Source organism: Bradyrhizobium sp. NBAIM18, from assembly GCF_020193825.1.
Taxonomy (GTDB): Bacteria; Pseudomonadota; Alphaproteobacteria; order Rhizobiales; family Xanthobacteraceae; genus Bradyrhizobium; species Bradyrhizobium yuanmingense.
Genome location: NZ_JADYVO010000011.1, coordinates 67,493 through 86,231, shown reverse-complemented (window position 1 = coordinate 86,231; position 18,739 = coordinate 67,493). Strand labels below are relative to the sequence as shown.

General features: G+C 65.7%; 18 protein-coding genes. 11 read left to right on the top strand and 7 right to left on the bottom strand.

What is annotated here, in order from left to right; all coding sequences use genetic code 11:
• Position 1: 1 nt before the first annotated feature.
• Positions 2 to 1,183 (bottom strand): bifunctional 2-C-methyl-D-erythritol 4-phosphate cytidylyltransferase/2-C-methyl-D-erythritol 2,4-cyclodiphosphate synthase, encoded by a 1,182-nt coding sequence (locus tag I6F17_RS23460; protein WP_225129994.1) that lies wholly within the window; start codon positions 1,181 to 1,183, stop codon positions 2 to 4.
• Positions 1,184 to 1,458: 275 nt separating this feature from the next.
• On the opposite strand from I6F17_RS23460, the gene dusB reads away from it, so the two are divergent.
• From dusB to ntrC, 3 genes are read left to right on the top strand one after another with little or no spacing between them, the layout of a single operon-like run.
• Positions 1,459 to 2,460, top strand: a complete 1,002-nt coding sequence (gene dusB, locus I6F17_RS23455) for a tRNA dihydrouridine synthase DusB (protein WP_085974562.1) — start codon at positions 1,459 to 1,461, stop codon at positions 2,458 to 2,460.
• Complete coding sequence (locus tag I6F17_RS23450) at positions 2,457 to 3,632, top strand: nitrogen regulation protein NR(II) (RefSeq protein ID WP_035999469.1); 1,176 nt, start codon at positions 2,457 to 2,459, stop codon at positions 3,630 to 3,632. Before dusB ends, I6F17_RS23450 begins: the two co-directional genes overlap by 4 nt.
• Positions 3,633 to 3,641: 9 nt before the next feature.
• On the top strand, positions 3,642 to 5,084 hold the full coding sequence (ntrC, locus tag I6F17_RS23445; protein WP_225129991.1) for a nitrogen regulation protein NR(I): 1,443 nt from the start codon (positions 3,642 to 3,644) through the stop codon (positions 5,082 to 5,084).
• A 189-nt stretch (positions 5,085 to 5,273) separates the two neighbouring features.
• Here the strand turns inward: ntrC and I6F17_RS23440 are convergent, their stop codons facing one another.
• Positions 5,274 to 5,420 carry a hypothetical protein gene (locus I6F17_RS23440; RefSeq protein WP_167361662.1) on the bottom strand — a complete coding sequence of 49 codons (147 nt, stop codon included), beginning with the start codon at positions 5,418 to 5,420 and terminating at the stop codon, positions 5,274 to 5,276.
• Between the two features lie 173 nt (positions 5,421 to 5,593).
• On the opposite strand from I6F17_RS23440, the gene I6F17_RS23435 reads away from it, so the two are divergent.
• The 4 genes from I6F17_RS23435 to hflX all read left to right on the top strand — a co-directional run bounded on the left by I6F17_RS23435 (position 5,594) and on the right by hflX (position 11,282).
• Positions 5,594 to 8,002 (top strand): PAS domain-containing sensor histidine kinase, encoded by a 2,409-nt coding sequence (locus I6F17_RS23435; RefSeq protein WP_225129989.1) that lies wholly within the window; start codon positions 5,594 to 5,596, stop codon positions 8,000 to 8,002.
• A gap of 17 nt (positions 8,003 to 8,019) precedes the next feature.
• The gene (locus tag I6F17_RS23430) at positions 8,020 to 9,390 is read left to right on the top strand and encodes a sigma-54 dependent transcriptional regulator (protein ID WP_035999365.1); all 1,371 of its coding nucleotides are present in this window, start codon (positions 8,020 to 8,022) and stop codon (positions 9,388 to 9,390) included.
• Between the two features lie 249 nt (positions 9,391 to 9,639).
• On the top strand, positions 9,640 to 9,888 hold the full coding sequence (hfq, locus tag I6F17_RS23425; protein ID WP_007591126.1) for an RNA chaperone Hfq: 249 nt from the start codon (positions 9,640 to 9,642) through the stop codon (positions 9,886 to 9,888).
• Positions 9,889 to 9,899: 11 nt separating this feature from the next.
• Positions 9,900 to 11,282, top strand: coding sequence for a GTPase HflX (gene hflX, locus I6F17_RS23420; protein ID WP_225129987.1), 1,383 nt, complete (start codon positions 9,900 to 9,902; stop codon positions 11,280 to 11,282).
• A gap of 18 nt (positions 11,283 to 11,300) precedes the next feature.
• Here hflX and mazG read toward each other — a convergent pair whose 3' ends face one another.
• Positions 11,301 to 12,146, bottom strand: coding sequence for a nucleoside triphosphate pyrophosphohydrolase (mazG, locus tag I6F17_RS23415; protein ID WP_109143783.1), 846 nt, complete (start codon positions 12,144 to 12,146; stop codon positions 11,301 to 11,303).
• 127 nt (positions 12,147 to 12,273) lie between these two features.
• Between mazG and queC the strand changes: the two genes are divergently transcribed.
• Positions 12,274 to 12,987 (top strand): 7-cyano-7-deazaguanine synthase QueC, encoded by a 714-nt coding sequence (gene queC, locus I6F17_RS23410; protein WP_225129985.1) that lies wholly within the window; start codon positions 12,274 to 12,276, stop codon positions 12,985 to 12,987.
• A 111-nt stretch (positions 12,988 to 13,098) separates the two neighbouring features.
• Here the strand turns inward: queC and I6F17_RS23405 are convergent, their stop codons facing one another.
• From I6F17_RS23405 to nthA, 3 genes are read right to left on the bottom strand one after another with little or no spacing between them, the layout of a single operon-like run.
• Positions 13,099 to 13,476: a nitrile hydratase accessory protein gene (locus I6F17_RS23405; protein WP_036028031.1), complete on the bottom strand. Its 378-nt coding sequence runs from the start codon at positions 13,474 to 13,476 to the stop codon at positions 13,099 to 13,101.
• Positions 13,476 to 14,135, bottom strand: coding sequence for a nitrile hydratase subunit beta (gene nthB, locus I6F17_RS23400; protein WP_225129983.1), 660 nt, complete (start codon positions 14,133 to 14,135; stop codon positions 13,476 to 13,478). Before nthB ends, I6F17_RS23405 begins: the two co-directional genes overlap by 1 nt.
• On the bottom strand, positions 14,132 to 14,764 hold the full coding sequence (nthA, locus tag I6F17_RS23395) for a nitrile hydratase subunit alpha (RefSeq protein ID WP_225129981.1): 633 nt from the start codon (positions 14,762 to 14,764) through the stop codon (positions 14,132 to 14,134). The genes nthB and nthA overlap by 4 nt, the downstream gene beginning before the upstream one ends.
• Positions 14,765 to 14,882: 118 nt before the next feature.
• On the opposite strand from nthA, the gene I6F17_RS23390 reads away from it, so the two are divergent.
• The 3 genes from I6F17_RS23390 (at position 14,883) to I6F17_RS23380 (ending at position 17,709) form a co-directional block, all read left to right on the top strand.
• Positions 14,883 to 15,689 carry an enoyl-CoA hydratase/isomerase family protein gene (locus tag I6F17_RS23390; protein WP_225130009.1) on the top strand — a complete coding sequence of 269 codons (807 nt, stop codon included), beginning with the start codon at positions 14,883 to 14,885 and terminating at the stop codon, positions 15,687 to 15,689.
• A gap of 225 nt (positions 15,690 to 15,914) precedes the next feature.
• On the top strand, positions 15,915 to 17,054 hold the full coding sequence (locus tag I6F17_RS23385; RefSeq protein WP_225129979.1) for a methionine ABC transporter ATP-binding protein: 1,140 nt from the start codon (positions 15,915 to 15,917) through the stop codon (positions 17,052 to 17,054).
• On the top strand, positions 17,044 to 17,709 hold the full coding sequence (locus I6F17_RS23380) for a methionine ABC transporter permease (protein WP_036039523.1): 666 nt from the start codon (positions 17,044 to 17,046) through the stop codon (positions 17,707 to 17,709). The genes I6F17_RS23385 and I6F17_RS23380 overlap by 11 nt, the downstream gene beginning before the upstream one ends.
• Before the next feature lie 6 nt (positions 17,710 to 17,715).
• On the opposite strand, the gene I6F17_RS23375 is transcribed toward I6F17_RS23380, so the two are convergent.
• Positions 17,716 to 18,705 (bottom strand): helix-turn-helix domain-containing protein, encoded by a 990-nt coding sequence (locus I6F17_RS23375; protein WP_225129977.1) that lies wholly within the window; start codon positions 18,703 to 18,705, stop codon positions 17,716 to 17,718.
• Between the last annotated feature and the right edge of the window lie 34 nt (positions 18,706 to 18,739).

The following is an 18,739-nucleotide window of genomic DNA, read 5'->3' as shown; positions in this document are numbered from 1 at the left end:
CCTAGACGCCCCAGGGAAGGCGGATAGTGGCGCTCGCGGTGGCCGCGATGCCTTCCTCGCGGCCGGTGAAGCCGAGCCGCTCGCTGGTGGTCGCCTTCACTGCGATGCGCGAGATGTCGACGCCGGAGATCTCGGCGATGCGCGCGCGCATGGTGTCGCGCAACGGGCCGATCTTCGGCCGCTCGCAGATCAGCGTCACCTCGAGGTTGGCGACGCGGCCGCCGCGCGCTGCGACGCGCTCGATAGCATATTTCAGGAACTGGTCGGAGGAGGCGCCCTTCCACTTCGCATCGCTCGGCGGGAAGTGCGAGCCGATGTCGCCGTCGGCGAGAGCGCCGAGAATGGCGTCGACCAGCGCATGCAGGCCGACATCGCCGTCGGAATGAGCCAGGAAACCCTTGGTGTGCGGCACGCGCACGCCGCAGATCATGACATGGTCGCCGTCGCCGAAGGCATGCACATCGTAGCCCGTGCCGGTCCTGATGTCGCCGAGCTGGGCGGCCAGGCGCGCTTCCTCGCGCACGAAATCCTCGGGAGTTGTGAGCTTCATGTTGGCAACATCGCCTTCAAAGGTTGCAACCGTCAATCCCGCCCATTCGGCAATCGCGGCATCGTCGGTGAAATCCGAGCGTCCATCCCTTGCCGCACGACGATGCGCCTCGAGGATAACGTCGAAACGAAAGGATTGCGGCGTCTGTGCGATCCGCAAGGAAGCGCGCTCCGGCGTGGCCTCGACGTTGCCGCTTTCGCCGGTGACCTTGATGGTGTCGGTGACGGCAACGGTGGGGATCGCAGCGCCGGTGCGGCTCGCCGCCTCGATCGCGCGCGAGATCACGCCTTCCGAGACGAAGGGGCGCGCGGCGTCGTGGATCAGCACGATGTCCGGATTGTGCTTGGCCAGCGCTTCGAGGCCGGCGAGCACCGAAGCCTGCCGCGTCGCGCCGCCATTGGTCGGTGGCTCGTGCCTGAGCCCTGCGACCGCTGCGGTGAACATGGCGCTGTCGTCGGGGTTCACCACCGGCAGCACCGCGAAGACGTCAGCGTGACGGCTGAACGCTTCCATGGCGCGGCGGATCACGGGCACGCCACCGATCTCCCGATATTGCTTCGGCCCGCCGGCGCCAGCGCGCAATCCGCGCCCGGCTGCGACGAGGACGACCGCGGTGCGCTGTGATTTCGCCATAGGACTGAAATACTCATTGCCAATGAAAGAGCAGGGGTGATTTGCCGGCATGCCTCTAGCACGGCAGGCCCGCAAAAAAAGGGGGTTTCCCCGGATTGTGGGAAACAGCATTTTGCTGCACTGCACTTGAAAGATCTACAGAACTGTCTAAACTGTAGGCATGACGCTTGACTGCACAAGAATTGTGCGCAAGATAGATCATGGCAGGCGCGATGAGGCCCTGCCCAGTCAACGAGACCCCTGTGACCGGCTCGGCAGTATCAGGCTCTAAGCCGTTGAAAATAGGCGATATTGAAGTCGCCACCCCGGTCTTCCTGGCGCCGATGTCGGGTGTGACTGACTCGCCCGTCCGCCGGCTGGCCGCCGAGCTTGGGGCTGGTCTCGTCGTGTCTGAAATGACCGCGAGCGATGAGCTCGCCAATGGCCACCGGATGTCCCGGTTGCGCTGCGAAGCCACCGGCATCGGCCCGCATGTGGTCCAGCTGGCCGGCTGCGAGACACACTGGATGGCTGAAGGCGCCCGGATCGCCGAAGCGGAAGGCGCCGATATCATCGACATCAACATGGGCTGTCCCGCCCGCCACGTTACCGGCGGCCAGTCCGGCTCGGCCTTGATGCGCGACCTCGACCATGCGGTCAGCCTGATCGAGGCGACGATCGCGGCCGTGAAGGTACCGGTGACGCTGAAGATGCGCCTCGGCTGGGACGACCGCAGCCGCAACGCGCCGGAGCTGGCGCGGCGCGCGGAGGCCGCCGGGGTCAAGCTCGTCACCGTGCACGGCCGAACCCGCTGCCAGTTCTACAAGGGCGAGGCCGATTGGGATGCGATCCGCGCCGTGCGCGAGGCCATCTCCCTTCCGCTCGTCGTCAACGGCGACATCACCTCCTACGAGAAGGCGCTGGCGGCATTGGACGCCTCGGGCGCCGACGCCGTGATGATCGGCCGCGGCGCGCAGGGCCAGCCCTGGCTGCCGGGCCAGATCGGCCGCCGTCTGAACGGCGGGGCCGAGGAAGCCGTGCCCTCGCTCCAGACGCAGCTGCATTATGTCCGCACGCTCTATGACGGCGTTTGTGCGCTCTATGGTCTGCGCATCGGACTGAGGCACGCCCGCAAGCATCTGGGCTGGGCGCTCGACGTCGCAGCGCAGGCGAGCCGTGCGCCGGCCGAGAAGCTGAAATCCTGGCGGCAGAAGATCCTGGTCTCGGAGGATCCGCGCCTCGTTCACGATGCACTGCAAGACGCCTTCGACGACTTCGCATGGAGCGCTGCTGCATGAGTTCAGCCGCTGAACATCGTCGGCCGCTTCAGTCCGACAGCGACGCAATCCTGGATGCTTTGCCCAACCCCGTGCTCATGATCGGGCCCGACGGCAAGATCGTCGCCGCCAACATCGCCACCGAAGCCTTCTTCGAGATCTCCACGCAATTCCTGAAGCGGCAGTCGCTAAAGGAGCTGGTCCCGTTCGGCAGCCCGTTGCTGGCGCTGATCGACCAGGTGCGCTCCTCGAACGCGCCGGTCAACGAATACAAGGTCGATCTCGGCACGCCGCGCATGGGCGGCGACCGCCAGGTCGACCTGCATGTTGCGCCGCTCACCGAGCGGCCCGGCCATATCGTCGTGATGCTGCAGGAGCGCACCATCGCCGACAAAATGGATCGCCAGCTCACCCATCGCAGCGCCGCGCGCTCGGTGATAGCGCTAGCAGCAATGCTCGCGCACGAGATCAAGAATCCGCTTTCGGGCATTCGCGGCGCGGCACAGCTGCTGGAGCAACAGGCCTCGTCCGAGGACCGCATGCTGACGCGGCTGATCTGCGACGAGGCCGACCGCATCGTGACGTTGGTCGATCGCATGGAGGTGTTCGGCGACGAGCGCCCCGTGGTGCGCGGCCCCGTCAACATCCATTCGGTGCTCGATCACGTCAAGCGGCTGGCGCAGTCGGGCTTTGCCCGCAACATCCGCTTCGTCGAGGATTACGATCCCTCGCTGCCGCCGGTGCTGGCGAACCAGGACCAGCTGATCCAGGTGTTCCTCAATCTCGTGAAGAACGCCGCCGAAGCGCTGATCGACGTGCCCGATGCCGAGATTCAGCTCACCACCGCGTTCCGACCCGGTGTGCGCCTGTCAGTCCCCGGTCAAAAATCGCGGGTATCCCTTCCGCTCGAATTCTGTGTGAAGGACAACGGACCCGGCGTGCCCGACGATCTTCTGCCCAACCTGTTCGATCCCTTCGTGACCACCAAGCAGACCGGCTCGGGTCTCGGCCTTGCGCTGGTCGCCAAGATCGTCGGCGATCACGGGGGCATCATCGAATGCGAATCTCAGCCGCGCAAGACCACCTTCCGCGTGCTGATGCCGATGTATTCCACATCGGTCAAACACGCCGATCAAAGCAGTCGCGACGGCTCTGCCGGGAAGTCGTCGCCTGCGTCACAGGGGGCAAAATGAGGATCAACGATGCCCGCAGGTAGCATTCTCGTAGCCGATGACGATACCGCCATCCGCACCGTTCTCAATCAGGCACTGTCCCGCGCCGGTTACGAAGTGCGGCTGACCGGCAATGCCGCAACGCTGTGGCGCTGGGTCAGCCAGGGCGAGGGCGATCTCGTCATCACCGATGTGGTGATGCCGGACGAAAACGCCTTCGACCTGTTGCCGCGGATCAAGAAGATGCGGCCGAACCTGCCCGTCATCGTCATGAGCGCGCAGAACACCTTCATGACGGCGATCCGCGCCTCCGAGCGCGGGGCTTACGAATATCTGCCAAAGCCCTTCGACCTGAAGGAACTGATCGCCATCGTCGGCCGCGCGCTCGCCGAGCCGAAGGAGCGGACCTCGTCGCCGGAAGAGGACGCCGAGATGGAGGCGATCCCGCTGGTCGGCCGCTCGCCGGCGATGCAGGAAATCTATCGCGTGCTGGCGCGCCTGATGCAGACCGATCTCACCGTGATGATCACGGGCGAGTCCGGCACCGGCAAGGAGCTGGTGGCGCGCGCGCTGCACGATTACGGCAAGCGCCGCAACGGCCCCTTCGTCGCCGTCAACATGGCGGCGATCCCGCGCGACCTCATCGAGTCCGAATTGTTCGGGCACGAGCGCGGCGCCTTCACCGGCGCCAATACCCGCGCCTCCGGCCGGTTCGAGCAGGCCGAGGGCGGCACGCTGTTCCTCGACGAGATCGGCGACATGCCGATGGAGGCGCAGACCCGCCTGCTGCGCGTGCTGCAGCAGGGCGAATACACCACCGTCGGCGGCCGTACCCCGATCAAGACCGACGTGCGCATCGTCGCGGCGTCCAACAAGGACCTGCGCGTGCTGATCCAGCAAGGCCTGTTCCGCGAAGACCTGTTCTTCCGCCTCAACGTCGTCCCGCTGCGGCTGCCGCCCTTGCGCGAGCGCATCGAGGACCTGCCGGATCTCGTGCGGCACTTCTTCACGCTGGCCGAGAAGGACGGTCTGCCGCCGAAGAAGCTGGATACCCTGGCACTGGAGCGGCTGAAGCAGCACCGCTGGCCCGGCAACGTGCGCGAGTTGGAAAACCTCGCCCGGCGGCTCGCCGCGCTCTATCCGCAGGACGTGATCACGTCCTCCGTCATCGACGGCGAGCTCGCGCCGCCCTCGGTCAGCCCGGGCGCTGCGGTCCAGCAGGGGGTCGACAATCTCGGCGGCGCCGTGGAGGCGTATTTGTCCTCGCACTTCCAGGGCTTCCCGAACGGCGTGCCGCCGCCCGGCCTCTATCACCGCATCCTCAAGGAGATCGAGGTGCCGCTGCTCACGGCCGCGCTTGCCGCCACCCGCGGCAACCAGATCCGCGCCGCGGACCTGCTCGGCCTCAACCGCAACACGCTGCGGAAGAAGATCCGGGATCTCGACATCCAGGTGTATCGGAGCGGGGGCTGACTTTCTTGCGAGAACGGCAAACGCGCTAGCGCGGACCGGGTGGCTCAGCTCCCCCTACCAAGGCAGAGCTGAGCCTGTCCGGATCGCGCTGGCCGTTGTGGCTGACGCGGTGAGCACAAGTCCTGACGGGACTCTAATGTTCCGCCCGCACATTCAAATTGGTCGTCGGCCGCAGCGCGGCCATTACGCCTATCTGACCAGTCCGCCGGAGGCTGGCACCACGCTCGCGACATTCAGCGGCGGCTGCTGAAGGCCGAGGCCGTTGACCAGGAGGTCGGCGGCCACGATCAGCAGCAGAACGGCCGAAACCATCGTCGCGAGAAAGATCCTATCCATGCGGATTAAGCCGGGACGGCGGGAATCCGTTCCGCCCAGGCGGCATGTGCCTGTGGATTGCGCGGGTCCGCCAGGGCGAACACGCCGCGGAATTGTCGCAATTCGGCAACAATGTGGTACGAATACATCAGTATCCGCGCGTCCGCGGACCCGTTTTCAGCATCATTGCCGGAATGACCAGCGCAGATACCTCGGCCGCACACTTTGACACGGCCCCAGCGGAAGAGCCCCGGCGTTGGTCGGTGCGACGCTGGCTGGCACCCTTTGCCGTAGCGCTGGCGCTGTTGTCGGCCTTCCTGACCTTCCTGGTCCTGACGGGTCTGAGCACGATCGAGCCGACGCCCGCGGTGGTCCGCACATTCTATCTGATCAATGCCGCGACGATCCTGCTGCTGGTCGGGATCATCATCCGGGAACTCTGGCAGCTGATCCTGGCGCGGCGGCGGGGCAGGGCCGCGGCGCGTCTCCACGTCCAGATCGTCAGCCTGTTCTCGATCGTGGCGGTGCTGCCGGCGGTGCTGGTCGCCGTCGTCGCCAACGTCACCATCGAGCGCGGACTCGACCGGCTGTTCTCCGGGCCGACCAAGGAGGTGATCCAGAACTCGCTGACGATCGCGCGGGCCTATATGCAGGACCATGCGCAGCTGATCCGCGGCGACATTCTCGGCATGGCCAACGACATCGCCCATGCCCGGCCGCTCTACGACCAGGACCGCCGCTCGTTCCGCGAGATGCTGACGGCAAGCGCCGCGTCGCGCAACCTGCCGGGCGCGATGATCATCGACAAGAACACCAACATCCTGGAATCCGCCGACACCGGCATGCGGCTCGCTTATTCGCCGCCCGCGCCGGACTTTCTGAGCAACGTCAACGAGAACGAGCCCGAGATCGCTGTCCTTCCCGATGCGAGCTTCGTTGCCGCGGTGATCCGCCTGCGCGCCTTCAACGACACCTTCCTCTATGTCGCCAGGCCGCTTGATCCCAATGTCGTCAATCAGCTCAAGCAGACCGAGGTCAGCGTCGCCGAATACGCCCAGATCGAATCGCGCAGGCTCGGTATCCAGGTCGCCTTCGCGCTGATGTTCGCGGTGATCGCGCTGACCATCCTCATGGCTTCGGTGCTGATCGGTCTCAACTTCGCCAACTCGCTGGTCTCGCCGATCCGGCGGCTGATGAACGCGGCACATACAGTTTCGACCGGCGACCTGCACGTCCAGGTGCCCGTGCACCAGTCGGAGGGCGATCTCGCCCAGCTGGGCGAGACCTTCAACAAGATGACGCAGGAATTGCGCAGCCAGCGCGACGAGCTGGTCAATGCCAGCGACCTCATCGACAGCCGCCGCCGCTTCATCGAGGCGGTGCTGTCATCCGCGAGCGCCGGCATCATCGGCGTTGACGCGTCCGGCAGCGTCGGCATCCTCAACCGCTCCGCAGAGAAACTGATCGGGCACTCCGAAGCCGAGACGCTCGGGCAGCCGCTCTCCGACGTGCTGCCCGAGCTCGACGAGATGATGAAGACGGCGCGGGAAGGCACCCAGCGCCTGGTGCAGGGCCAGATCACGATCACCCGCGACGGCACCGAGCGCAACCTGTCGGTCCGCGTCAGCGCCGAGAAGAACCAGCCGCATGACAGCTACATCATCACGCTCGACGACATCACCGAGCTGGTCTCGGCGCAGCGTACCTCGGCCTGGGGCGACGTGGCGCGCCGCATCGCGCATGAGATCAAGAACCCGCTGACGCCGATCCAGCTCTCGGCCGAGCGCATCCGCCGCAAGTTCGGCAAGGACATCACCGAGACCAAGGACAAGCAGATCTTCGACCAGTGCACCGATACCATCGTCCGCCAGGTCGACGACATCAGGCGCATGGTCGACGAGTTCTCGCGCTTTGCGCGGATGCCGAAGCCCGTGATGGAAGGCGAGGACGTCGCCGACACGGTGCGCCAGGCCGTGTTCCTGATGAAGGTCGCCCATCCCGAAATCGACATCGAGGCCGAGTTCAAGCAGTATCCGTTGCGCGCCCAGTTCGATCGGCGCCTGATCTCGCAGGCTGTCACCAACATCGTCAAGAACGCCACCGAGGCGATCGAGCAGGTCCCGCCCGAGGAGCTCGGCAAGGGGCGTATCGACGTCGTGGTGTCACGCGAGGGCGACGATGTGCTGATCGACGTCATCGACAACGGCATCGGCCTGCCCAAGGTCGCGCGCTCGCGCCTGCTCGAGCCCTACGTCACCACGCGCGCCAAGGGCACCGGGCTGGGCCTTGCCATCGTCGGCCGCGTGCTGGAAGACCATGGCGGGCGGATCGAGCTGAAGGACGCCTCCGACTTCCGCCCAGGCCAGCGCGGCGCCTGGATGCGCATGCGCTTTGCCGTGTCGGGGCAACCCGCGAAGTCCGCGACAACAGAGCAAGTGCCGACGGTCAACGACGCGACTGGGACAACCTCCAAGCCCGACATCACGCAAACGGCGACGGAATCCGTCGCGACCCAGGCAACAAAAGAGCCGGCCGCCGGAACCAAAGAGCCGGCTGAAAAGACCAATGATTCAACCAAAATCGAAGCCTCAACAGGCAGCTGACAAGACAGGCGCGATCCATGGCAAGTGAAATTCTGATTGTCGATGACGAAGCCGATATTCGCGATCTCGTTGCAGGCATTCTCGAAGACGAGGGGTTCGTCACCAGGACCGCGCGTGACAGCGACACGGCGCTCGCCGAGATCGCCAATCGCAGGCCGCATCTGGTGTTTCTCGACATCTGGCTGCAAGGCTCCAAGCTCGACGGCCTGCAGCTCCTGGAGCAGGTCAAGAAGGACAATGCCGATCTGCCCGTCGTGATGATCTCCGGCCACGGCAACATCGAGACCGCGGTCGCCGCGATCAAGCGCGGCGCCTACGACTTCATCGAGAAGCCGTTCAAGGCCGACCGCCTCATCCTGGTCGCGACCAGAGCGCTGGAGAATTCGCGGCTGAAGCGCGAGGTCAAGGAACTGAAGCAGCTCGCCCCGAGCGCCAGCCAGCTCGTCGGCCGCTCGCCCAGCATGAACCAGCTGCGCCAAACCATCGAGCGGGCGGCCAAGGCCAACAGCCGCATCCTGATCGTCGGCCCCGCCGGGGCCGGCAAGGAGCTGACCGCGCGCACGCTGCATATCGCTTCGGGCCGCGCCGACGGTCCGTTCGTCGTCATCAACGCCGCCGCGATCACGCCCGAGCGAATGGAGCATGAGCTGTTTGGCGTCGAGCAGTCCAATGGCGAGCAGCCGCGCAAGCCCGGCGCGCTCGAAGAGGCGCATGGCGGCACGCTGTTCATCGACGAGATCGCGGACATGCCGCGCGAGACCCAGAACAAGATCCTGCGCGTGCTGGTGGAGCAGTCGTTCCAGCGCGTCGGCGGCACCGCCAAGGTGCAGGTCGACGTGCGCATCATCTCATCGACCGCCCGCAATCTCGAGGAGGAGATCGCGGCCGGCCGTTTCCGCGAGGACCTCTACCACCGGCTCTCGGTGGTGCCGATCCGCGTGCCCGCACTGTCGGAGCGGCGCGAGGACATTCCGGAACTGATCGATTATTTCATGGAGCAGATCTCGGCCGGCAGCGGCCTGCCCAAGCGCCAGATCGGTCAGGACGCAATGGCGGTGCTGCAATCGCATGTCTGGCCCGGCAATGTGCGCCAGCTCCGCAACAACGTTGAAAGAGTCATGATTCTGGCCGCCGGCGGGCCGGAAGTCATCATCACCGCCGACATGCTGCCGCAGGATGTCGGCTCGATGGTGCCGGCGATGCCGACCAGCAACAATGGCGAGCACATCATGGGCCTGCCGCTGCGCGAAGCACGCGAGGTGTTCGAGCGCGACTATTTGATTGCACAGATCAGCCGTTTCTCAGGAAATATTTCTCGAACGGCCGAGTTCGTTGGCATGGAACGTTCGGCCTTGCACCGGAAGTTGAAAGCGCTCGGCGTCGGCTAATGCTGCGACGCTGCGGCGGGATCTCGAGAATAGGCAAAGAAAATCATCGATTTCCGTAATTTTTCGGGGCAATAGGGCCACGCCTGCCGCTTCAAGCGGCTTGCCTAATATCCCGACCTGTCCTCTAATCGAACCGCTGTTCCTTCCGAGGGGGATCTCATGAAGGACGGCAACCGGAGGAAGCCCCGAACTCCACAAAGAGGGCCGCATCCGGCGCAATAAAAAGAAACTCAAAGCGAGAAAAAAACAATGGCGGCAGACCGCGCACAAAACCTACAGGACACCTTCCTTAATCACGTTCGCAAAACCAAGACGCCACTGACGATCTTTCTGGTCAACGGAGTGAAGCTCCAGGGCATCGTGACCTGGTTCGACAATTTCTGTTTGCTGCTTCGGCGCGACGGTCATTCGCAGCTGGTCTACAAGCATGCGATCTCGACCATCATGCCGGGCGCTCCGATTCAGTTGTTCGAAGGCGGCGAGGACCAGCCGGCTTGAGAGTGACCTGATTGGAACCCCGGAATTTCGACGGGGATGCCGACCGTCCGCGGTCGGCAGGGGCTACGCAGACGGGGCGGGTGCTTGTCATCGGCCCCTACTTGCGCGTGCGCGCGGGCAGCGCCGACGCGCAATCGGAGACTCATGCCTTGCGCGATACCGAGGCCCGGCTCGATGAAGCCGCGGGCCTCGCACGTGCGATCGATCTCGTCATTGCCGATGCCATCGTCGCGCCGGTCAGCCAGATCCGCCCCGCGACCTATATCGGCAAAGGCAAGGTCGAGGAGATCGCCGGGCTGATCAAGACCCTCGAGGTCGAGCTCGTGGTGATGGATTGCGCATTGTCGCCGATCCAGCAGCGCAATCTCGAAAAGGAATGGCATGCCAAGGTGCTCGACCGCACCGGGCTCATTCTCGAAATCTTCGGCCGCCGCGCCAAGACCCGGGAAGGCTCGCTGCAGGTCGAGCTTGCGCATCTCAACTACCAGCGTTCGCGCTTGGTGCGCTCCTGGACCCATCTCGAACGCCAGCGCGGCGGTTTCGGCTTCATGGGCGGCCCCGGCGAGACGCAGATCGAGGCCGACCGCCGCCTGATCCAGGAGCGCATCTCCAAGCTGGAGAGCGAGCTGAAAAAGGTGCAGGCGACGCGGCGTCTGCATCGCGCCGGCCGTCAACGCGTGCCGTATCGTGTCGTCGCGCTGGTCGGCTACACCAATGCCGGCAAGTCGACGCTGTTCAATCGCCTGACCCGCGCCGACGTGCAGGCGGCCGACATGCTGTTTGCGACGCTCGATCCCACCTTGCGGGCGCTCAACCTGCCGCATGGCGGCAAGGCGATGCTCTCGGATACCGTCGGCTTCATCTCCAACCTGCCGACGCAGCTCGTCGCCGCCTTCCGCGCCACGCTGGAGGAGGTGCTGGAAGCCGATGTCATCCTGCATGTCCGCGACATCTCGCATGAAGACGCCGAAGCGCAGCAGAGCGACGTCGATGCGGTGCTGCGCCAGCTCGGCATCAACCCGGACGATTCCGGCCGCATCATCGAGGTCTGGAACAAGATCGATCGTTTCGACCCCGAGCAACGCGAAGAGCTGCTCAACATCGCCGCGCGCAGGCCGGAGGATCATCCGGCGATGCTGGTCTCAGCCGTGTCGGGCGAGGGCGTCGATGCTCTGCTCGCCGCGATCGAGCAGCGGCTCGCGGCGAAACGGACCACGCTCGATCTCTCCATCGACGCCGCCGACGGCGCCGGCATCAGCTGGCTGCATCGCAACGCCGAGGTGCTGTCGAAGGAGCTCCACGACGGCCGCTTCGACATGACCGTGCGGGTGGACGAGACCAAGCGGGACATCGTGGTGAACAGGTTCGACGCCGTGCCACATCTGCCGGCGTGAGGCCGGCGCGCATCTGGACTACGCGGTTCGCGTCTCCGAAGTCACCTTCGTCTCCACTTTCGCGGCATTCCACAGCGCGTCCATCTCGGCCAGCGACGCCTGCTCAAGCGTCCGACCCTGCGCCTCCAGTGCCCGCTCGATATAGGCAAAACGGCGCTCGAATTTTGCATTCGTCGCGCGGAGCGCAGCCTCCGGATCGGCATCGACATGGCGGGCGAGGTTGACGAGGGCGAACATGAGGTCGCCGGTCTCTTCCGCAATCTCCTGCTTGTCGTTGCGGTCCAATGCCGCCTCGATCTCGTCGACCTCCTCGCGGATCTTGTGCAGCACCGCGCGCGGGTCGTTCCAGTCGAAGCCGACGGTGGAGGCCTTGCGCTGCAGCTCCATCGCGCGGGTCAAAGCGGGCTGGCCGGCCTTCACGCCCGAGAGCAGCGACTTGTGCGTCGGCGCCTCCTCCGGCGGCCGGCGCGCGGCGCGTTCGGCTTTCTCCTCCGCTTTGATGCGGTCCCAGACTTCCTTGACATGGGAGGAGGCGAGATTGCCGTCCTTGTCGGCGAAGACGTGGGGATGGCGGCGGATCATCTTGCGGGTGATGGCCAGGACCACGTCACCGAAATCGAACGCGTTCTGCTCCGAGCCCATCTGGGCGTGGAACACGACCTGGAGCAGGAGATCGCCAAGCTCCTCTCTGAGATCGTCGAGATCGCCGCGGGTGATGGCGTCGACCACCTCATAGGCTTCCTCGATCGTGTAGGGCGCGATCGTCGAAAAATCCTGCTCGAGGTCCCAGGGGCAGCCGGTCACCGGCGTGCGCAGCGCCGCCATGATCTCGATCAGGCGGGAAATGTCGCGGGAAGGGGTCATTGCCGGGCAGTCTCCTGGGATACAGAGCCTTATGCCAAAAGCGGGCCCCCGATCCCAGCGCAAGGCGGCGGAACTGGCCGATTTCCACCGATTGGCGGGCAAGTCGTGCGATGCTAAAGCGCGGGCCATGAGTGATGCATTTTCCTCACAAATCGCGCTGGTGCTGTTCTCCGGCGGCCAGGATTCCACCACCTGCCTCGCCTGGGCGCTGAGCCGCTTCGCGAGTGTGGAGACGCTGGGGTTCGACTACGGCCAGCGCCACGCCATCGAGCTTGCCTGCCGCGACCGCCTGCTCGACGGCATCAAGGGCCTGCGCGCCGATTGGGCCGCAAGGCTCGGCGAGAGCCACACGCTGTCGATCCCGACGCTGGCGGCGATGTCCGAGACGGCGCTGACCCGCGACGTTGCGATCGCGATGGGCGCGGACGGTCTGCCGAACACCTTCGTGCCGGGCCGCAACCTCGTGTTCCTGACCTTCGCCGCGGCGCTGGCCTACCGGCGCGGCATCAGCCACATCGTCGGCGGCATGTGCGAGACCGATTATTCCGGCTATCCCGATTGCCGTGACGAGACCGTCCGCGCCATGCAGGCCGCGCTCTCGCTCGGCATGGCCAAGCAGTTCGAGCTGCACACGCCACTGATGTGGATCGACAAGGCCGCGACCTGGCGGCTCGCGCATGACCTCGGCGGCGACGGCCTCGTCGATCTCATCCGCGAGCACTCCCACACCTGCTATCTCGGCGAACGCGGCGCACGGCACGATTGGGGCTACGGCTGCGGCGAGTGCCCGGCCTGCAGTTTGCGGGCGAAGGGGTGGAACGAGTACGTGGCGGGACGGTAGGCTCGCTCTGTCGTCATTGCCAGGAGCCCTTGCGACGAAGCAATCGAGACTGCCACCGCGGAGGGATTCTGGATTGCTTCGCTGCGCTCGCAATGACGACGGAGCAATCAGCTAGCCAAAATCCTCTGGCCTGAGCTCGATCGGCTTGCCGTGTGGCGTGCGATCCGCGGCGTGGTCCCACGCATTCCGATAGCGGTGCAGCGTCTCCATCGACGCGACGCCCTTGCGGGCGACGAGGCCCTCCAGCGTGGCGAGCCAGTGCAGATAGTAGGTCTCGCCGGTATCAGGGTCGCCGGCGGCCTGGGCGCGCTTGATCTCGTCTGCGAGTGCTGCGGCCCATTCCGGCCAGGTGAATACGCCGCGCTCGTGCAGGCTCAAGGCCATCGCGAAGGCATGCGCCTCCCACGGCGCTCGGAACACCGGGCCGTCGTCGTCGCACGGAATGCTCGGGATCGCCGCCGTCGCGGCGGCCGCAAGCGCGCTGCTCATCACGCCGGATCCAGATAGGGCTCGAATGCGTCGATCGAGACCTTCAGCGTGGGATCGCCGTCCTCGCCCCAGAGGTCGCGGCCCTCGAACACCACAGTATAGAGCCATTGCGGGTTCTCGCCGCGCTCCATCGCCGCCGTGTCAGGAAACACGTGGCAGCCGTGGTTCAGCTCGACCACGCCGACATGACCGCGCACATAGCGCGGCAGCCGCGTGTGCGTGGCAGGGTGAATATTCTTGGCGCGGACGCGATCGCCGATGTTGAATTTCGCCGGAGCCGGGGCAGGGCGGCCGAACTTGCCGCGCACCATGATGCGCTCGACATTGGCGCGGTCGAACTTGCCGTGCTTGAGCGCCTTTGCAGGCTGCATCGCATGGCCGGCGGCGACCTCCTCGCGGGTGAGATAGCCCTTGTCGATCAGCATCTCCTCGAGCCCGAGAAACCATTTCTTGTAATAGGAGCTCGATAGATACACGTGCGGCGGCAAGGTCTCGCGATAGAAGCGCGAAGTGTCGATGTTGAAGGCGCCGGCCGCGCCCATCGCGCGCACCATGGCCAGCACGCGCGACTCCCATTCCTCGTGAAACATCGGCTCGTTCGGCTCGGGCTCGACCTTGCCGAATCCGTCCATGCCGCCCATGTCGTGCACGCCGTTCACGACGGTGCTCCCGGCGTCTTGGGGAAACCGGTGCCGATCATGGAGTCGCGCGTCACGAGCTCGGCGAGCTGCTCCTCGCTCCAGCCTTCCGTACCGGCGGGGCGCATCGGCAGCACCAGGAAGCGCGTCTCGGCGGTTGAATCCCACACCCGGATCTCCATGTCCTTCGGCAGCGCGACCCCGAAATCGGCGAGCACGCCGCGCGGGTCCTTCACCGCGCGGGAGCGGTAGGGCGCGGCCTTGTACCAGACCGGCGGCAGTCCGAGCATTTCCCAGGGGTAGCAGGAGCACAGTGTGCACACGACCATGTTGTGCCGCTCGGGCGTGTTCTCGACCACGACGAGATGATCGCCGACGCGGCTGACATGGCCGAGCGTGCCGATCGCCTTGGAGCCGTCCTGCAGCAGCGCCGTCTTGAACGCCGGATCGGTCCAGGCCTTGGCGACCACGCGCGCACCATTGTGCGGGCCGATCTTGGTCTCATAGGCCTGGATGATGGCATCGAGCGTAGCCGGCTCGACATAGCCTTTTTCGGTCAGGATCGTCTCGAGCGCGCGCACGCGCAGCTCGGTCTCGGACAGCTCGGAATGATCGTGATCGTGGTGATGATGGTCGTGATCTTGGCTCATGCCGCGGAAGATAGGCGCAATGCCCCGGACCTGTCGAGGGCTCGTTGCAGCGCAGACCTGGCACGTATGCGTGAGGGCATTTGTACGGTAGCATCCCGCAAACAGCGTGGAGATGATGGTGACCGATTACGTGAAGATCGAGAAGGGTCTCGGGCCGGAGGGGCGGATCGCGGTCGTGCGCTTCGACCGCGGCGACGGCATCAACGCGCTCTCGCCTGAGGCGCTGCGCCAGCTCACGGCGGCTGCGCGCAGCTTCGAGGACGATGCAGCGACCTCGGTCGTCGTGCTGACCGGCAGCTCGGGCGCCTTCAGCGCCGGCTTCGACCTCAAGGACGCCGAGGGACGCTCGCGCAAGGAGATGGACCTGGGCGCGTTGCGGCGGCACCTCAGGCTCGGGCCGCGCCTCACCCAAGCCTGGCAGGACATGGAGCAGATCACCATCGCTGCGATCGAAGGCTTTTGCGTCGGCGGCGGCGTTGCCCTCGCGGTGGCGCTCGATTTCCGGGTGATGGGGCGCGATGCGCATCTGCGCGTGCCCGAGATCGGGCTCGGCATGAATATGAGCTGGCAGAGTATCCCGCGCATGCTGCATCTGATCGGGCCGGCCCGCACCAAGCAGGCGGTGATCCTGGCCGACCAGCGCATCAGCGCGGACGAGGCCTATGAATGGGGGCTCGTCGAGCAGGTGGCGGATCCCGGCCATGCGTTCGATGCCGCCATGGAGCTTGCCCGCAAGGTTGCCGCGCAGCCGCCGCTGTCCGTCGCCATGACCAAGCTGACCGTCAACCGGCTCGCGCATGCGCTGGACGATCTTGCAAGCCACATGGATGTCGATCAGTTCGCGCTCGCAAGCCTCAGCGAGGACCACAAGGAGGGCGTGGAGGCGTTCCTGACGCGCCGCAAGCCGCGGTTCCGAGGTCGGTGATCACAGCGCCGATAGTCGGCGCATAATCTTCTCCGCCAGGAGGCGATCGGGAAAACTTCCTCCAAGTCCTCCCAAATATCTGAGATTGCAAGGAAGACCAGAAAGAGCGAAGGTGCGTGCTGCGGTGCAGCGCGCTCGATCGAGCCCTCGTCGCCATTCTCACCCCGTCGCAGACGCGACCGGTTCCCATTTGCTCTGGGCATCTGGGTGACCGAGCTATCGTGCATGAAGGCCATCTCCATGAATGCCCGCCAATCGCTCGCGATCGGACGACCGATCGAAACGCTCGAAGCGATTTCACCCGCGCCCGCCGAGCCGGACGCGATGGTTCGTTTCGCCGGCATCTCCAAGACCTATCCGGCCTATCGCGGCAAGCCCGGCGTCAACGCGCTGCAAGACATCGACTTCGCCATTCCGCGCGGCTCCATCACCGGCGTGATCGGCCGCTCTGGCGCCGGCAAGTCGAGCCTGGTCCGGCTGATCAACGGCCTGGAGAAGCCGACCACGGGCCGCGTGATCGTGGACGGCCGCGATATCTCGGCCTTGGCCGGCCGCGAGCTGCGGCTGGCGCAGCGCTCGATCGGCATGATCTTTCAGCATTTCAACCTGCTGTCCTCGCGCACCGCGGCCGACAACATCGCGCTGCCGCTTGAGATCGCCGGTTGGACCAAGGCCGACATCAAGGCCCGCGTCGCCGAGCTGCTCGCGCTGGTCGGCATCGCCGACAAGCACGACCGCTATCCTTCCGAACTGTCCGGCGGCCAGAAGCAGCGCGTCGGCATCGCCCGCGCGCTGGCGACGCGGCCAAGCGTGCTGCTGTCGGACGAGGCGACCTCGGCACTCGATCCGCAGACCACGCGCGCGATCCTCGATCTGCTTGCGAACATCAACCGCGAGCTCGGCGTGACCATCGTGCTGATCACGCATGAGATGTCCGTGGTGCGCCAGCTCGCCAAGGAGGTGGTGGTATTGGACGCCGGCCGCGTCGTCGAGAGTGGTGACGTCTCCGACATCTTCACGCATCCAAAACATCCGATCACGCAGTCCTTCCTGGCCGAGGTGATCGGCGACAGCCTGCCGGTCTCGCTGGCGAGCCGAATCGTTTCGACGCAGCCTGCCGGCGGGCAGGCCGTGATCCGGATCCAGGTGCGCGGGGCAGGGGCCGGCGATACCGTGGTGGCCCGCCTCGCGCGTGAGCTAGCCCTCGACGTGTCGCTGCTGTCGGCGCGCATCGACGAGATTGGCGGCCAGCATGTCGGCTCGCTGACGCTCGGAATTCCCGTCGGCGAGGACGCGGTGACGCGGACGCTCGCCTGGCTCTCTCGATATCAATTCTCGGCGGAGCGTCTCGGCTATGTCGCCTGAACTCATCAACCTGATCGTCCAGGCTACCTTCGAAAGCCTGTACATGGTCGGCATCGCGGCGTTGCTCGGCACCGTCTTCGGCCTGCCGCTCGGCGTGTTCCTGGCCACCAGCCGCAAAGGCGAGCTGTTCGCGGCGCCCATCGTCAATCGCGTGCTCGGCATCGTCGTCAATGCGACGCGCTCGACGCCCTTCATCATCCTCGTCGTCGCCATCATCCCGTTCACGCGCCTCGTTGCCGGCACCTCGATCGGCTCGACCGCCGCGATCGTGCCGCTGACCATCGCCTCGACGCCGTTCATCGCGCGCCTCGTCGAGGCTGCGATCCGCGAGGTCGACGGCGGCCTGATCGAGACTGCGTCCTCGTTCGGCGCTTCGCCCCTTCAGATCGTGTTCAAGGTCCTGATCCCGGAGGCGCTGCCCGGCCTGCTGCTGGCGCTGACGCTCGCGGTGGTCAGCCTGCTCGGCTATTCCGCGATGGTCGGCGCAGTCGGCGGCGGCGGCCTTGGCGATCTCGGCATCCGCTACGGCTATCAGCGCTTCATGCCGGAGATGATGCTGGCCGTCGTGGTCGTGCTGATCGCACTGGTGCAGATAGTCCAGAGCGCCGGCGATTACCTGGCGCGCCGGGTCAACCGCCGGCTGCGGCATCGCTGAATCCGATCAGGCGGCACACCTCGCGCGACGCAGCGTCTGCGAGGGCAGCTCGCCGAAGTGACGCTTGTAGTCGAGCGAGAACTGGCTGAAGTGCCAGAATCCGTGCTGCACCGCCACGTCGTAGACCGAGGTCTCGTTGCCGCCGGCGCCCTTGAGATCGCGCCGCACACGGTTCAGTCGCATCGCGCGCCAATAGTGCATCGGACTCGTGCCCAAAACCTCCTGGAAGCAATAGCCGAGCTTGCGCGGGCTGGCGCCGACGGCCTTGCAGACCTCCAGCAGCGAGAGCGAGCGATCGCCCCTGCCATGCATCAGCTCGCGGGCACGATCCACGGTTCGCTTCCGAGCCGCCGCACTGCGGCCGGGATCGCTCGGACGTGCGGTCGGCAGCATGTCCATGATTTCGACGAGGAGGGCGTCTTCCAGGGCCTGCCGCGCCGCCGGATCGTTGAACGTTGCCGGAGCGGTCGTGATCGTCGCTTGAATGGCGGCCAGATGCGCCCGCAGCCGCGCGACCGGCGCTTCCGCCATTTCGATCACCTGCAGCCGGTGCCAGGCGGTGCGCGGCAGCTCGATGTCGAGCCGGGCGGCGAGCTCTGCGATCAGCATCGTGCTGGCAACGACGCCGCGCAGCTCGAAGGCCTTCGGGGTACACATGTCGATCTCGGCGTCGATGCTGGCGAGGACGCGGGCGCCGCTGGCACCGGTCCCGTTGAAGCTGAGCTCGCCGTCGCCGTGCCAGGGCAGGCCGATGCCAAAACTGTCGGCACCAAGCTGGCCATATTGGCGGACCTGCTGGCTGGTGATCTCGCAGAACACCTCCAGCCGCGGCAAGGAGAGTTGCGTGAAGCTGCCCCGGAACGCGCCGGCGCTGATCTGATCGTAGCTCAGCCGCCAGCGGCCGAGGCTTGCGCAATGCTCATCGACATCCGTGCTGTTCGCCTGGAGCAAGCCGGCAGCCGAGTCTTGAATCGGAAGAGTTGCCCTTAAGGCCATGGCAATACGTCGAAATCCTTGAGTCCAGCACCGA